Genomic DNA, 14475 nt, shown 5'->3' on the forward strand with positions numbered 1-14475 from the left:
AGTGGAAACGGCCACCCGTCCAATGGCACGCTGCCAAAACCCAGCTTGCGATCCAGTTCGGCGACCGGTTCGTGCTGGAAGCCTGATCTCAATGGAGCGGCTCACACACAAAAATCTCCACAGGCCCCCATCGATGAGCTCCGTTATGTTGCGCGGCTCCTGCCATGGCGCCGAACCACGATAGAGAACCACTGGAAGAACAGGAGGCAGGAGACCATCCGCGGATAGTTGCCCGGAGCGCCTTAGATCCTCATACAAAAGACCGAGGTAGGTCAGCACACGAAGCGCCATGAATCGCTCCGGCGATGACTGAAACTCGAGCAGCAGATACACATACAGCCAACGCGCCTCGCCCTCCCAGCGCAATCGCCAGATAACATCATCTTCACGGCTACGCAGGTCATCGCTGATATAACTGCCGTTGACCTTTTCAAGTGAGTTGAAATCCAGTTGTTCCACCCATGGCGCTCGGACATACCCGCGAATCAGGTCCGCCATCATCTCCGGATGACTGAACAGAAGCTTGTAGCCATGGTCATGGCCGTGGTGCACCATTCCCCTTGCTCCGGTCCTCAGTGATCTCTTCGCGGGAGTCACCCTGAAGCAGGATGGGCACGATGGGTCTCGACATGCATCACATCACGAGGGATCAACCCATGACCGAGCACACGATCACCCTCCTCGACGGCGGCATGGGCCAGGAGCTGCGCAAACGCACGCAGGCACCGGCGACACCACTGTGGTCGGCGCAGGTCATGCGCGATGAGCCGGATCTGGTCGCCGCGGTGCATCGTGACTACATCGCGGCCGGGGCGGATGTCATCACCGTCAATACCTACGTCGCCACACCCCAGCGCCTGGCCCGCGACGGGGATCCTGCATGGTTCGATTCACTGCAGAAGGCAGCACTCGACGCCGCGCATTCGGCCCGCGATAAGAGCGATTGCCGGGTCCGCATCGCCGGCTGTCTGCCCCCGCTGGTGGCGAGTTATCACGCCGAGCTCATCCCGGACGATGCCACCTGCCAGCGAGACTACGCCCGCCTCGTCGAGGTACAGGCCGGCGGCGTGGATCTTTTCATCGCCGAGACCATGAGCCTCACCCGCGAGGCGGTCGCCGCGGCCCACGCGGGCGGGCAGAGTGGTCGGCCAGTCTGGATCGCCTTCACCGTGGATGATCAGGACGGGACGCGCTTGCGCTCGGGGGAGCCACTTGCCGATGCGGCATCGGCCGTTGTCGAGGCCGGCGCCGACGCCGTACTGATCAACTGCTCCGCCCCGGAGGCCGTCACCACCGCCATGCCAATCCTGGCCGGTCGAGGCGTCCCCTTCGGCGGCTATGCCAATGGCTTCGAGGCGGCAGCCGAGCTCGAGGCCGGCGGCACCGTGGATGCCTTGGCCGCGCGCGAGAGCATGACGCCCGCCGTCTATGCCGGGCATGTGCGGGACTGGATCGATGCCGGCGCCACGATCGTGGGCGGCTGCTGCGAGATCGGCCCCGCGCATATCGCCGAGCTGCATCGCCGTTTCGGGGGGCTCAATCGGGCCTGAGATCGCTCGGACGGCCCCCTGGCGGCGACGCGCCGCTTAAACCGGCTATGGCCGCCAGTGCGCCCGGAATTCATCCAGCGGAATCTTGAGATAGCGCAGGCCATTGCCCTCCGCCGGCGGAAACTCGCCGGCGCGGATATTGACCTGCACGGCCGAGAGGATCAGCGTCGGCATGGGCAACGTGGCATCCCGGGCCTCCCGCAATGCTACGAAGTCCGCCTCGCGGGTGCCGGCGCCGACGTGGATGTTGCCTTCCCGCTCCGCGCCAATGGTGGTCTCGTTGGCCGGCCCGCGCGCCTCGGTGCCATAGTCATGCAGCACGAACACGCGCTGGCTGTCCGGCAGGGCCTCGAACAGCCGATGGATCGAGCGATAGAGATCGGTTGCCGACCCGGCCGGGAAGTCGCAGCGCGCGGTCCCGGCATCCGGCAGGAAGAGCGTGTCGCCCACGAACAACGCATCACCGATCACATAACTGACATGATCGCTGGTATGCCCCGGGGTGTGGATGACCTGCGCCGGGATATCCCCAACGGCGAAGTGCTCCCCGTCGGCGAACAGGTGATCGAACTGCCGGCCATCGCTCGGGAAATCCGAGCCAAGGTTGAACAGCCGGACGAAGCGCTGCTGTACCCGCGCGATGCCCTCGCCGATCGCCACCCGGGCGTCGAAGCGGGCCTTCAGGAAGGGAATCGCCATCATGTGATCGGCATGCGCATGGGTTTCGAGCAGCCAGTCCACCGTGAGCCCCTCGGCCTCGACGATATCCACCAGCTGCTGCACGGTCTCCGTGCCACTGCGGCCCGAGGCAGGATCGTAGTCGAGTACCGGGTCGATGATCGCGGCCCGGCGGGTCGCGGAATCCCAGACCACATACGAGAAGGTATGGCTTGGCGGGTGGAAGACATGGCGTACTTCCGGTCTCACAATGGATAGACTCCCCGTTGCACGTCACCGAGCACTGTAAGAGAGTGACGAGGGCTCGCCAAGTGGGACGACGTCCATGCAGACGACTCGGGTAAGGAGGATGAGATGAGCGAGACGGGCGCCCTGGTCAATCGGTTGATCTCCATCGCCGGACGCGATCATGTCCAGACCGATGAGGCGGCCACGCGCCCCTACTGCACCGGTTACCGCTCCGGCAGTGGCCGGGTGGCGGCGGTTGTCCACCCGGGGACGCTCGTCGAGCTCTGGCAGTGTACGCGCGCCGCGGTCGACGCCGGCGCCGTCATCGTGCCGCAGGCGGCCAACACCGGACTGACCGAGGGCTCAACGCCGAAGGGTGAATACGAACGCCCCGCGGTAGCGATCAACTCCATGCGCATCAAAGGGCTACAGCTGATTGGTGATGCCACACAGGCGATCGCCCTGCCCGGTGCCACCCTGTTCGAACTCACCCACGCACTCGCGCCGTACGGGCGCGAACCGCATTCCGTGATCGGCTCCACCTCCCTCGGCGCCAGCGTGGTGGGCGGGGTCTGCAACAACTCCGGCGGCGCGCTCTGCCGACGCGGTCCCGCTTATACCGAGCTTGCCATCTATGCCCGGGTCAACGAACAGGGCGAACTCGAGCTGATCAATGAGCTCGGCATCGATCTGGGCGCCACACCCGAGGAGATCCTAGAGCGCCTCGAGCGCGGCGACTATCGCCCCGAGGACATCGACTGGCACGCCGGCAAGGCGAGCGATGATGGTTACCCGGAGATCATCCGCGGCGCCGATGAACCGGGTGCAGCGCGGTTTAACAATGACCCGCGGCTCCTCTATGGCGTCTCCGGAAGCGCCGGCAAGGTCATGGTCTTCGCCGTGCGGCTGGACACCTTCGAGCAGGAATCCGACGTCCGAACCTACTACATCGGCAGCAACGATACCGGGCAGATGGCCGAGTTCCGTGCCCGCTTCCTGCGCGAGGCCACGAAACTGCCCATCACCGCGGAGTATCTGCATCGCGAGCTATTCGATGTCGCCCGGCGCTACGGCAAGGACAGCTTCCTCATCATCAAGACACTCGGCACGGCCCGTCTGCCGAAGGCCTTTGCCCTGAAGAACCGCATCGACGGCTTCTTCCGCCGGCTGCCCCTCTTCCCGGCGCCGTTCACCGATCATGTCCTCCAGCGCCTCTCCCGCCTCGTGCCCGACCCGCTCCCGGCACGGGTCGTCGAATGGCGCGATCGCTTCGAGCATCACCTGATCCTGCGGGTCAACGGGGACATGGTCGAGGAGACCGAGGCGTTTCTGAACGATTGCTTCCCGGACGCCTGGTTCCGCTGCACGCCGGACGAGGCCGAGCGGGCCATGCTGCACCGATTTGCCGCCGCGGGAGCCGGCGTCCGTTACCAGGTCATTCACGATTCCGAGGTTGAGGACATCCTCGCCCTGGACATCGCCCTTGCGCGCAATGACCGCGACTGGTTCGAGACGTTGCCGAAATCCATCACCGATGACCTGGTCCATCGGCTTTATTACGGGCATTTCTTCTGCAACGTCTTCCACCAGGACTACGTCTTCCGCAAGGGCGCAGACGTCGCGGCGCACAAGGCGAAGATGCTGGAGATCCTGGATGCCCGCGGCGCGGAATACCCCGCGGAACACAACGTCGGCCACCTGTATCCCGCGAAAGAGCCGCTGGCGGCGTTCTACCGCCGGCTTGATCCGACCAACACCTTCAACCCGGGTGTCGGAAAGCTACCGCGTGGCGAGAATTATGCCGACGCCTCCTGAGCGGGCCGTTCGAGACAGGCTTCAGGAACGACATGACCGGCCGCGTAGGCGCCAGGCCGCCCAGCGGTTATAGGCCCGGTTGGCCAGTGCAAAAACGCCCGGCAGGCTCAGTAGCGCTGCCAGCAGCCGAAACCCGCCACCGGCCATGCGCCAGTAGACAAGCGAGGCCGGCAGGCCCACCTGCATACGCTCGCCATCATGCAGATGGATGCGCTCCATCATCGCGGCAAACGTATATCCGGCCGGCGGTTCGAAGGCCGGCTCGCTGATATCCACCAGCTCGAGTTCCGGCTCAAGCCGGCCGCGAAGATGCTCGATCTCGCGCCGGCACATCCCGCAGCTGCCATCGTAGTAGAGTCGTTTCATCGCCATTACCGGTATGGTGGCATGGACGGGCTAATGATAGGTATCCGCATGACCCATCAGCGTCTCAACCGCCTACTCTGGCTGACGGCTCTTATACTGCTGCTGGCCGGCTGCAGCACCGCCCCGTCGCCGACGCCACCCGCCGGTTCAGCGGGCCCGGCGGCGGGCGAGCAGGTCCTGCCGCCACTCCCGGATGGCCAGCGCTATATCGTTGACCCCGCCGCCTCGCATCTGCGGATCATCCTCGGCGCCGAGGGGCCACTCGCCGCGCTCGGCCATCCACACGTCATCGGCGGGCCGGTGATTGGCGGCACGATTATCGTCACCGACCCCTGGCAGGACTCCGCCTTCCGCCTTGAAGTGCCGGTGGCCGAACTGGCGGTGGACCGGCCAGCATGGCGCGCCGCCGAGGGGCTCGAGCCGGATGTTCCGGAGAGTGCCATCCGCGCCACCCGGCAGAACATGCTCGGCGAGTCCCAGCTCGATGCCGCCTCGCATCCGCTCATCCGACTCTCGAGTCTCGGGATCACCGGCCCCGAGTGGCAGCCGGACGTGCGCCTTCGCGTGACCATCGCCGGCGAGACGTCGGTTCACGCCGTCCCCGTGATGCTGGACCGCGATGAGAACCAACTCACCGCCACCGGGGCACTGCGCACGCGCTTCAGCGAGCTGGGCCTTGTCCCCTACTCCGCACTCGGTGGCGGCCTGCGCGTCGCGGATGAACTGCGCATCCGCTTCCAGGTCAAAGCATTCACCGATGACTCGCCCTAACCGCGCCATTCAACGCTATCTCGCGGTCATCATTGTCAGCCTGACTTTGGTGGCCTGCAGCCGTGTCGAACTGGCCTACGAAAACGCCGACTGGCTCGGGGCCTGGCAGATCGGTGACTACCTCGACCTCACCACGGAGCAGCGTGACCGGCTGCGCGACGGGCTCGCCGCCTATCAGCAGTATCACCGGCAGAACCGTCTGCCCGATATCAATGCATACCTCGACCGGGTCGATACCGTGCTCGCCACGCCAGAACCGGAAAAGGCCGACGTGGACGCGCTTTTCATCGACGGCGAGCAGATTGTCCGGACCAATGTCACTGATGTGATACCGCTTGCCGCGGAGCTGCTGAGAGAACTGGACGCCGGACAGATCGAGGCCCTCCAGGCAACGCTGGCCGAGGGCCGGGAAACCTATATCGAGCGTCTGCTGGTCGACCAGGAGCAGCGCGCCATCGAACGCACGCAGGACTGGGTCGGGCCGCTGGAAATCAGCCAACGCACCCAATTGACCGAGTGCGTCGCGGCGATGCCGGATGTCAGTGAGGAATGGCAGGCCTGGCGCCGGCAGACCGAAGAGGATCTGATCACCCTGCTTCACAACGACGCACCGCAGGCCGAGGTGGAGTCGTTCCTCCAGGGCTGGCTGCTCGAAGACGCCGCCCGTTCACCCGTGCTACAGGACTACCGGCAGACCAGCCGCGCCTTGTGGCGACGATGCACCCACCGCCTTCTGACCACGCTGACCCCGATGCAGCGCGCCCAGGCGCGGGAGCGGCTCGCCGGCTATCGTGGCGACCTGGAGACCGTGGCCTCGCGCTAGGATCGCTTTCACTTTGACAACGCACGCATCCGCCACCACCGTGGGGGATTGGAACATCGATCAACGGAGATCATCCATGCTCCAGGCCAGTGCCTACGCCGCCCAGTCCGACCAGTCCGGTCTTGCCCCCTTCACACTCGAGCGCCGCGATCTGCGCCCCGATGACGTGGCCATCGAAATCGACTACTGCGGTGTCTGCCATACCGATATCCATTTCGTGCAGAACGACTGGGGCATGACCCAATACCCGGTTGTCCCGGGCCACGAAATCGTTGGCCGTGTAACGGCCGTCGGCAGCGACGTGACCGGATTCAAGGCGGGCGATGTGGTCGGTGTCGGCTGCATGGTCGACTCCTGCCGCCACTGCGAGCCCTGCAAGGAGGGCCTCGAGCAGTACTGCCTCGAGGGGATGACACCGACCTACAATGGCGAGGACCGTCATGACCATTCCATCACCTTCGGGGGTTACTCCGAGGCCATCGTGGTCAGTGACCGGTTCGTGGTCAGTATCCCGGAGCGCCTTGACCCCGCCGCCGCCGCGCCGCTGCTTTGCGCGGGCATCACCACTTACTCCCCACTGCGCCACTACGGCGTGAAACCCGGCGACAAGGTGGGCGTGATCGGCATGGGCGGCCTCGGCCACATGGGCATCAAGTTCGCCAGGGCGCTCGGCGCGGAAGTCACGGTATTCACCCGTTCCGAGCACAAGGTGCCCGAGGCCAGATCCCAGGGGGCCGATCATGTGATCGTGTCGACCGACGAGGCGCAGATGGCGGCCGCCGCGGGCGCGTTTGATTTCATGCTGGATACCGTTCCGGTCCAGCACGACCTCAACCCCTACCTGGCGCTGCTGCGGTACGACGGCACGCATATCCTCGTCGGTCTGCTCGAGCCCGTCGAACCGCCACTGCAGGCGGGCAACCTCGTCCTTGGCCGCCGGGTCCTCGCAGGCTCGCTGATCGGCGGGATGCCGGAGACCCAGGAGGTCCTGGATTTCTGCGCCGAGCACGACATCGCCTGCGACGTGGAAATGCTGGATATCCGCCATATCAACGAGGCCTATGAACGCGTGCAAAGCGGTGATGTGAAGTACCGCTTCGTCATCGACATGGCGACATTGAAGGGCGATGGCCGCTGAGCACGGCATGACTGACAAGACCCGGTACCGATTCGATGATCTCAAGGCCGCCTGTGCCCCGGACTGGCGGGCCTACATCCAGCATGACTTCGTCGCGCGGCTCGAGATGGACTTCTGGGCGATGGGCCTCGAACGCCGGGACTAGTCCACCATGCGACCCGCGCTCTCCGTCATCGTGCCGGCCTGGAACGAGGCCGACTATCTGGGCGATACCCTGACGGCACTGAAGCGGGCCGCGGAACAGGCCGACATCGCCATCGAGACCATCGTGGTGGACAACGCCTCGACGGATGCCACCCGCGCGATCGCTCTGGAGCATGGTGCCCGTGTGGTCGATGAGTCCGTGCGGCGCATCGCCCGGGTGCGCAACACCGGTGGCCGAGCGGCAAAGGCGCCGGGGCTGGTTTTCGTGGATGCCGACACGCGGGTGGAAGCGGTGCATCTTCGCGCCGCCCACGATGCACTCGACAGCGACTGGGCGGGCGGCGGCGCCATGATCACCTTTGATCGGATGGACGGGGCGCTACAGCGCCTGGGACTGGCAGGCTGGAATGCGCTGTCTCGACGTCTGCATCTGGCCGCCGGTTGCTTTGTCTTTGTGCGCGCCGGCCTCCACACCGAGCTGGGCGGCTTTAGCGAGAAGGTCTATGCCGGCGAGGAAATCGACTACTCACGCCGGTTGCGCCGCCTGGCCCGGCAGCGGGGGCTGCGCTTTGCGGTGCTGGACATCCCGCCGGTGGTCAGCTCGGCGCGTAAGGTCGACTGGTTTCGGCCCTGGCAGCACGCGCTGGTGCTGTTCACGTTTGTCCTCTTCCCCTGGGCGGGGCGTTTTCGGCGTCTGACCTGGTTCTGGTATCGGCGGCCCGATTAGCCAACCGGAATTGGCCACTCAGGCTGATCAGGGTCAACGAAGACCGCATCTGGCTTGTCTAACCTCATGGCATCCATTGCCAACGAGAGGAGGAAGCCATGAAAGCACTCGTCTATCACGGCCCCGGCGAACGGCAGTGGGAAGACAAACCCGATCCGGCAATCGAGCACCCGACCGACGCCGTCGTGCGCATTACCCACACCACCATCTGCGGCACTGACCTGCACATCCTCAAAGGCGACGTCCCCACCTGCGAGCCCGGCCGGACACTCGGGCATGAGGGAGTTGGCGTGGTCGAATCCGTCGGCGACGGTGTCGCCACGCTCAAGCCCGGCGACCAGGTGTTGATCGCCTGCATCACCTCCTGCGGGCGCTGCGATTACTGCAAGCAGGGCATGTACTCGCACTGCCGCGACGGTGGCTGGATCCTGGGCCATATGATCGACGGCACCCAGGCGGAGTCCGTGCGCATCCCCCACGCCGACAACAGCCTCTACAAGCTGCCCGAGGGCCTCGACCCGGAATCCGCGGTGATGCTGAGCGACATCCTGCCCACGGGCCATGAGATCGGCGCCCTCAACGGCGAGGTCGGCCTTGGCGATACGGTTGCCATCGTCGGCTCGGGGCCCATTGGCCTTGCCGCGCTGCTCACGGCGCGTTTCTACTCGCCGGCGCGGATCATCATGATCGATCCGGATGAGAACCGCCTCGCGACGGCCCGCCAGCTGGGTGCGACCGACACCATCAGCAAGGATCCGGTGGACACCATCATGGAGATGACCGGCGGGGAAGGCGTTGATGTGGCCATGGAGGCGGTCGGCATCCCCGAGACCTTCGACACCTGCCAGCGCATCGTCCGCGCCGGCGGTCACATCGCCAACATCGGCGTGCATGGCACCAGCGTGGATCTCCAGATTCAGGACCTCTGGATCCAGAACGTGACCATCCGCACGGGCCTCGTGAATACGAACACGATTCCGGTGCTGATGCGGATCCTCGAATCCGGCGGTGTCGACGCCCAGAGCCTGATCACGCATCACTTCAGGCTGGATGAGATCGAGAAGGCCTATGACGTCTTTGGCGATGCGGCCAACCAGAAGGCGATCAAGATGATCCTGACGGCATAGGGCCGTCCCCGGGCGGGTCGCCCGCGCGAACCGGCCACCCGTCCCGTTGTAAAGGGCCATCATGGGCAGCGGTGGCCATTCGGATCAGCCCAGTGCCTCCCGAATGGCCTCCGCGGCATTGGCACCGGATAAAAGGGCACTCTCGTAACTGCCCATGCGCGCGTCGGTGGCGACGTAATCACCGCAGAAGGCGACGCGGGCGTCCGGGCAGACGGCCAGGGATCGCGGCAGGGGCTCGCCGAGCGGGAAGGCATTGCCCCAGCGATGCAACAGCGGGCCGAAAGCGCAGGCGCTCGGGTCGACCGCTGGCATGGACGGAATCCCTGTAAGTGCCGAGAGCAGATCCTCAATGATCACCGCTTCCCGGTCGGCGCTGGATGCGGCATTGCCCACCCTGGCCGCGCTCGAGGAGGCGCCATGGACCCCGGCGTTTTCACGGGCGTATTCGCGGGTGGAGTAGAGGACCACCGAGCAACGCCCCTCCCCCGTCGGCTGAACCGACAGCCTGGCGATCCGGCGATCTCCTTCCACAACCCCATCGTTGAGGCCCATCGCGAGCCATGGCTCCGCCGCCTCCCCCGTCAGATGGAAAAACACCGTCAGGACGGGCGCCGCGCCCTGCCCGGCGATCACCGCCAATGCCTTCTCCAGCGCGGGATCGTCCACCGACTGGGCCGCGGACACCAACGGCGGCTCGCCACCGAAGGTCTGCGACCATCGCGGATGGGCCACACCACTGCCGGCGACGACCAGCCAGTCGGCCTGGCCGATGGTCTCGCCGTGCCTGTCGGTCAGCTGCCACTGACCATGCTCTGTCGGCTCCCGGCTCAGCCCCCGCACCATGCTGGTGAACCGGGTCTCGACGGGCGCGAGCACGCCACCGTCCTGATCCCGCAGCAAGCCCTCGGCGATCCGCGCCATCTCGCCACCCGCGCCGGTCACAAGCGATACCCCCTCGGGCTTTTCGAGCGGATGGATCCTGCCGGTCCTGGCATCAATCCGCACACGTTCACCGGTGTAGGCCTCGGCTGCCCCTTCCAACGAGGCAATCAGTGCCTGGCCCTGGGCGGTGGTGATATCGGCATAGGGTGCGCCGTGGTTCACCCGAAAGCCAGGCAGCGATCGGGACTTGCGAGTGGCTGCCCGACCGCCAGGGCCGCGGCCGATTTCGTGGATGGCGATACGCCCCAACCGAGCCGGCAGGGAGCGTGCGAGCTGACGCGCGGCCGATGCGCCCGCCACGCCGCTGCCGATGATGGCAATGTCGAGGGCGACGCCGGTGCGGGAATGAGCCTTTTGATCTGTCATGACTTGATCAGGGTACATCGCGCTCTGTGGTCGCTGTCAGCCCCCATCGGCGGACGATGCCTCGGCCAGCCGGGTCGATCGCCAAGACCATTGACCCAGCTCCTTCGCCCCTAAACCTGCTCAATAATCGTCATTTCTGAGCAGGTTTATCGGTACCCTCTCACAATACAGCGGAATTGAACAGGACAGAGCTCGCCCACGGCACGATGTCTATGTCGCCGTGGTTGTTGCGAGACGAATAAACCAACACCCATGTACCCAGGCACGGCGCTGAAAGTCTTTCGGGATGGACGACGCCGTGCGGTCTTCGATGGTGAACTGCTCATGCAGCACCGGGTCGAGCTTGAAGCCTTTGCGATTGGTGGAAAAGATCAGTAACCCGTCCTCATTCAGACGCGCGGCCGCCGCCTGGATCAGCGCCACATGATCGCGCTGGATGTCCAGACTGCCGGCCATGCGCTTTGAGCTTGAAAAACTCGGTGGGTCCAGAAAGATCAGGTCGTACCGCCGATCACAGCCCTTCAGCCATGCCATCACATCCGCTTGAATCAGCGCATGCACGGGGCTGTTGAGCTGATTGCGATGCAGATTGCGCTGCAACCAGGCGAGGTAGGTTTTTGATAGATCCACGCTGGTGGTGCTGGCCGCGCCACCCAGGCCCGCATGCACGGTGGCGGCACCGGTGTAGGCATACAGGTTCAGAAAATGCTTACCCCGAGCGTTCTCACCAATCCACAGCCGCACCGGCCGGTGATCCAGAAACAGGCCCGTGTCCAGATGATCGGTGAGGTTGACCAGCAAGCGGCAGGGCCCTTCCTGCACCTCCAGATACTGGCCTTGTTCCGCGAGGCGCTGATACTGCTGCTCGCCGCGCTGTCGCTGGCGGACTTTGTAGACCAGTTTTGAAGGGTCGGTGTCGAGTGCGCCTGGCAGCACACTCAAAGCGGCGCGCAAACGGGCCTGCGCCTTGCCGGCATCGACCGTGGCGGGGGCGGCATACTCCTGGACGTGCAGCCACCGGCCATCCTGACTGTTGTACACATCCACGGCCAGGGCGTACTCCGGGATGTCGGCGTCGTACACCCGATAGGCATGTATGGCCTCACGCGCCAGCCATTTCTTTAATTGTCGCTGGTTTTTGTGCAGGCGGTTGACCAGGTCCTGGGCGGGTATCGCATCCCCGCCCCCGGCCTGCAGCTCAAATCGCTCAAGGCGGCACTCAATGGGGCCATTGAAGACCTGCCAGCTTCGCTCGGGTTTCAGGCCAAGCGCACAGCCCGAGCCGTTCAGCACCATCGCCCGCCAGCCCGTAAACCGACTCTTCAGGGTCTGGCCCAGGCTCAGGTACAACGGCACCAGCTCATGCTGCTCGGCCAGGCGCTGGCCATAGGGTGGGTTGGTGATGACCAGACCGCGCGGCCGATCGGCCGGTCGCTGCAGTTGAGACAACCCGGCGCACTCCACCGGCACGCAATCGGCCAGACCCACTCGACGCAGGTGATCGCGGCTGGCGGCGACCGCCGCCTCATCCTGGTCATACCCCCGGATGGTCGGTGGATTTTCAGTACCGCGCGCCTGGCGCTCCAGCGCTTCGTCGATGAGGGGTTTCCACAGGGCGTCGTCGTGGCCCCGCCAGTGATGAAAGCCAAAGCGTGTGCGCAAGAGCCCTGGCGCCGTGTCGGTGGCCATCCACGCCGCCTCGATCAACAGCGTGCCCGAGCCACACATGGGGTCAATCAACGCCCCGCCCTGGGCCGCCAGTGTGGGCCAGTCGCCACGCAGCAGCATGGCGGCCGCCAGGTTCTCCTTTAACGGTGCGCTGCGGCCCTGGCGCCGATAGCCGCGCTGATGCAGGCTCTCGCCCGACAGATCAATCGCCACCGTCACCGCCGCTTCCATCATGTGGACGTTCACCCGCACATCGGGTTGATCGGTATCCACTGACGGCCGCGCACCACTGGCATCACGCAGCTGATCGACCACGGCATCCTTGACGCGCTGCTGGGCGAAGCGACCATGGGCAATGCGCGCCCGCACCCCGGTAAAGTCCACCGCCAGGGTGTTCTCCACCCCCAGATGGGCCGACCAGTCGATGCCCTGCACACCGTCATACAAGGCCTGTTCGTCCTCTGCCTCAAAGCGTGCGATGGGCAGGAGGATGCGGTTGGCGAGCCGTGACCACAAACACGCGCGGTAGGCGGCGGCCAGCGATTCGCTAAAGCTGACCCCGCCGCGCTGAACCCGCGCCCTAGCCAGGCCGAGGTCGCGCAGTTCAGCGGCCAGCAGCTCTTCGAAGCCGCGCGGAGCGGTGGCGAAAAAGTCAGTCATTGGGGGTCACTATCCGTACAGCGCCGGTAGTTCGCGAACTCCACCGCCTGCTTGGATAAAAGGGTCGACAACCCTCACATTGCCGTAATACCGGCCATGCTGAAAGTCCTCTGAGAGGATTTCGGGAACTCCATTGACCTCGGCATAGGCCCAGAGATGGGCATCGAACCAGGACAGACCATAGACTTCTGCGCCGCGCAGCGCGGTTTGCAGAACGAGCGCATCCGGATAGAGCACATCAAACTGCTGCATCATTGCCTCGGCTTCAATCAGTGCTTCCCTTCTGGTGAGAAGCGGTTCCCCGGCAAGTGCGCGGCGAGGCCGAGTCACCGCCGCAACGAACTCAATGATCGCTTGATGTGGCAAGAATGTGGGCTTACCCGCCTGCAGGCGCTGCATCAGCTGTTCAGTCGCGAGGCGTTGCTTTGTCGGGTCGATTGGGTCGAACCGGTAGACCAACAAGTTTGTATCAATCAGAACGGACACGATCGTAAAGCGCCTCCCGCGTCCACTCCCGATCCGGCGATTCACCATGAGTGTTCAACGTCATGGACTGCTCTCGGGCCCGCTGCCGGCGAGTTGCCTCCTCAAAAAGTCGCAGCCGCTCCGCGGGCGACTTGGCCTTATTGCCAGCGCCGCTATCAGCCCCTTCAGGGCGGATCCGAATCACATCACCGACAGACTCAAAATCAATCTGATCACCCGGATGGATACCGTGCGCATCCGCGATTTTTTTTGGCAGGGTAACCTGCAATTTGCTAGTCACTTTAGGCATGCTGAGAGCTTAACAAGGAAAAACTCCTTACTCAATCCTTACTCGGGCAAGGCCCGGGATTGCCCGACTGGGCAAATATCTGCAGCACCGGTAGCTGGGCCTCGATTGCCGCTCGCATCGGTTCATGCGCGTCGGTGAGCTTAAGCGCCTCGCCCAGGGACTCGGCCGGCTCATCCACGGCAAAGCCCGGGTCATCGGTGGCGATCTCAAAGAGCATGCCGCCGGGCTCGCGGAAGTAGACGGATTTGAAATAAAACCGGTCCACCTCGCCGGACGACGGCAGACGCGTGGCCTGTACGCGCTCGAGCATCTCTAGCAGTGCCGAGCGATCCGACACACGAAAAGCAATGTGGTGCACCGTGCCATAGCCTGGCTGGCCGGCGGCCGCCTCGTTGAATAAATACAGCTGATCTCCAGTGCCATCCCCCGGGGCGTGAAACCAGCGGCCGTCGGTATCGGCTGCGCCCTCGGTATACCCGAGTAATTCAGTCAGCACCCGCGCGGTGGAATCCGGCCGGTGACTGGAGAGCGTCATGCCGGCAAACCGCTGAATGGCCATGCCGGCGGCCAGATGCGTATTCCAGTCAAGTGGGTCACCTGTTCCAGTCGATCGGGGACAGGCGTTCCATCTGATCGGGGACGGTTATTCCGGTGGATCGGGGACACGTCTTTACGCTTAGCTGGTGTCGCCTTCCGG

Annotated in this window: 16 protein-coding genes; 8 read left to right on the top strand and 8 right to left on the bottom strand. The window is 64.7% G+C overall.

Features of this window, described 5'->3' with window-relative positions; translation table 11 throughout:
• Positions 1 to 555, bottom strand: a 555-nt coding sequence (locus V6X63_RS10430; protein ID WP_367978886.1) for an Rpn family recombination-promoting nuclease/putative transposase, incomplete at its 3' end; no start/stop codon positions are given.
• 62 nt (positions 556 to 617) lie between these two features.
• Between V6X63_RS10430 and V6X63_RS10435 the strand changes: the two genes are divergently transcribed.
• On the top strand, positions 618 to 1550 hold the full coding sequence (locus tag V6X63_RS10435) for a homocysteine S-methyltransferase family protein (protein WP_367978887.1): 933 nt from the start codon (positions 618 to 620) through the stop codon (positions 1548 to 1550).
• Between the two features lie 45 nt (positions 1551 to 1595).
• On the opposite strand, the gene V6X63_RS10440 is transcribed toward V6X63_RS10435, so the two are convergent.
• On the bottom strand, positions 1596 to 2477 hold the full coding sequence (locus tag V6X63_RS10440) for an MBL fold metallo-hydrolase (protein ID WP_367978888.1): 882 nt from the start codon (positions 2475 to 2477) through the stop codon (positions 1596 to 1598).
• Positions 2478 to 2582: 105 nt separating this feature from the next.
• On the opposite strand from V6X63_RS10440, the gene dld reads away from it, so the two are divergent.
• Positions 2583 to 4271, top strand: coding sequence for a D-lactate dehydrogenase (gene dld, locus V6X63_RS10445; protein WP_367978889.1), 1689 nt, complete (start codon positions 2583 to 2585; stop codon positions 4269 to 4271).
• A 21-nt stretch (positions 4272 to 4292) separates the two neighbouring features.
• Here dld and V6X63_RS10450 read toward each other — a convergent pair whose 3' ends face one another.
• Positions 4293 to 4637 carry a thiol-disulfide oxidoreductase DCC family protein gene (locus tag V6X63_RS10450; protein ID WP_367966529.1) on the bottom strand — a complete coding sequence of 115 codons (345 nt, stop codon included), beginning with the start codon at positions 4635 to 4637 and terminating at the stop codon, positions 4293 to 4295.
• A 48-nt stretch (positions 4638 to 4685) separates the two neighbouring features.
• On the opposite strand from V6X63_RS10450, the gene V6X63_RS10455 reads away from it, so the two are divergent.
• The 6 genes from V6X63_RS10455 (at position 4686) to V6X63_RS10480 (ending at position 9367) form a co-directional block, all read left to right on the top strand.
• Positions 4686 to 5408, top strand: coding sequence for a hypothetical protein (locus V6X63_RS10455; protein ID WP_367978890.1), 723 nt, complete (start codon positions 4686 to 4688; stop codon positions 5406 to 5408).
• Positions 5395 to 6231: a DUF6279 family lipoprotein gene (locus tag V6X63_RS10460; protein WP_367978891.1), complete on the top strand. Its 837-nt coding sequence runs from the start codon at positions 5395 to 5397 to the stop codon at positions 6229 to 6231. Before V6X63_RS10455 ends, V6X63_RS10460 begins: the two co-directional genes overlap by 14 nt.
• 76 nt (positions 6232 to 6307) lie before the next feature.
• Positions 6308 to 7369 carry an NAD(P)-dependent alcohol dehydrogenase gene (locus tag V6X63_RS10465; protein ID WP_367978892.1) on the top strand — a complete coding sequence of 354 codons (1062 nt, stop codon included), beginning with the start codon at positions 6308 to 6310 and terminating at the stop codon, positions 7367 to 7369.
• 7 nt (positions 7370 to 7376) lie between these two features.
• Positions 7377 to 7514, top strand: a complete 138-nt coding sequence (locus V6X63_RS10470; protein ID WP_367978893.1) for a hypothetical protein — start codon at positions 7377 to 7379, stop codon at positions 7512 to 7514.
• A gap of 6 nt (positions 7515 to 7520) precedes the next feature.
• Positions 7521 to 8240 carry a glycosyltransferase gene (locus tag V6X63_RS10475; RefSeq protein ID WP_367978894.1) on the top strand — a complete coding sequence of 240 codons (720 nt, stop codon included), beginning with the start codon at positions 7521 to 7523 and terminating at the stop codon, positions 8238 to 8240.
• Between the two features lie 98 nt (positions 8241 to 8338).
• The gene (locus tag V6X63_RS10480) at positions 8339 to 9367 is read left to right on the top strand and encodes a zinc-dependent alcohol dehydrogenase family protein (protein WP_367978895.1); all 1029 of its coding nucleotides are present in this window, start codon (positions 8339 to 8341) and stop codon (positions 9365 to 9367) included.
• An 84-nt stretch (positions 9368 to 9451) separates the two neighbouring features.
• Here V6X63_RS10480 and V6X63_RS10485 read toward each other — a convergent pair whose 3' ends face one another.
• The 5 genes from V6X63_RS10485 to V6X63_RS10505 form a co-directional block, all read right to left on the bottom strand.
• Positions 9452 to 10675 (bottom strand): NAD(P)-binding protein, encoded by a 1224-nt coding sequence (locus tag V6X63_RS10485; protein WP_367978896.1) that lies wholly within the window; start codon positions 10673 to 10675, stop codon positions 9452 to 9454.
• A 210-nt stretch (positions 10676 to 10885) separates the two neighbouring features.
• Positions 10886 to 13003 (bottom strand): bifunctional 23S rRNA (guanine(2069)-N(7))-methyltransferase RlmK/23S rRNA (guanine(2445)-N(2))-methyltransferase RlmL, encoded by a 2118-nt coding sequence (gene rlmKL / locus V6X63_RS10490; RefSeq protein WP_367978897.1) that lies wholly within the window; start codon positions 13001 to 13003, stop codon positions 10886 to 10888.
• Between the two features lie 9 nt (positions 13004 to 13012).
• Positions 13013 to 13489 carry a PIN domain-containing protein gene (locus V6X63_RS10495; protein WP_367978898.1) on the bottom strand — a complete coding sequence of 159 codons (477 nt, stop codon included), beginning with the start codon at positions 13487 to 13489 and terminating at the stop codon, positions 13013 to 13015.
• Positions 13473 to 13778 (bottom strand): AbrB/MazE/SpoVT family DNA-binding domain-containing protein, encoded by a 306-nt coding sequence (locus V6X63_RS10500; RefSeq protein ID WP_367978899.1) that lies wholly within the window; start codon positions 13776 to 13778, stop codon positions 13473 to 13475. The genes V6X63_RS10495 and V6X63_RS10500 overlap by 17 nt, the downstream gene beginning before the upstream one ends.
• A gap of 31 nt (positions 13779 to 13809) precedes the next feature.
• Positions 13810 to 14337, bottom strand: coding sequence for a VOC family protein (locus tag V6X63_RS10505; protein WP_367978900.1), 528 nt, complete (start codon positions 14335 to 14337; stop codon positions 13810 to 13812).
• Between the last annotated feature and the right edge of the window lie 138 nt (positions 14338 to 14475).

Source organism: Spiribacter onubensis (assembly GCF_040838425.1).
GTDB lineage: Bacteria > Pseudomonadota > Gammaproteobacteria > Nitrococcales > Nitrococcaceae > Spiribacter > Spiribacter onubensis.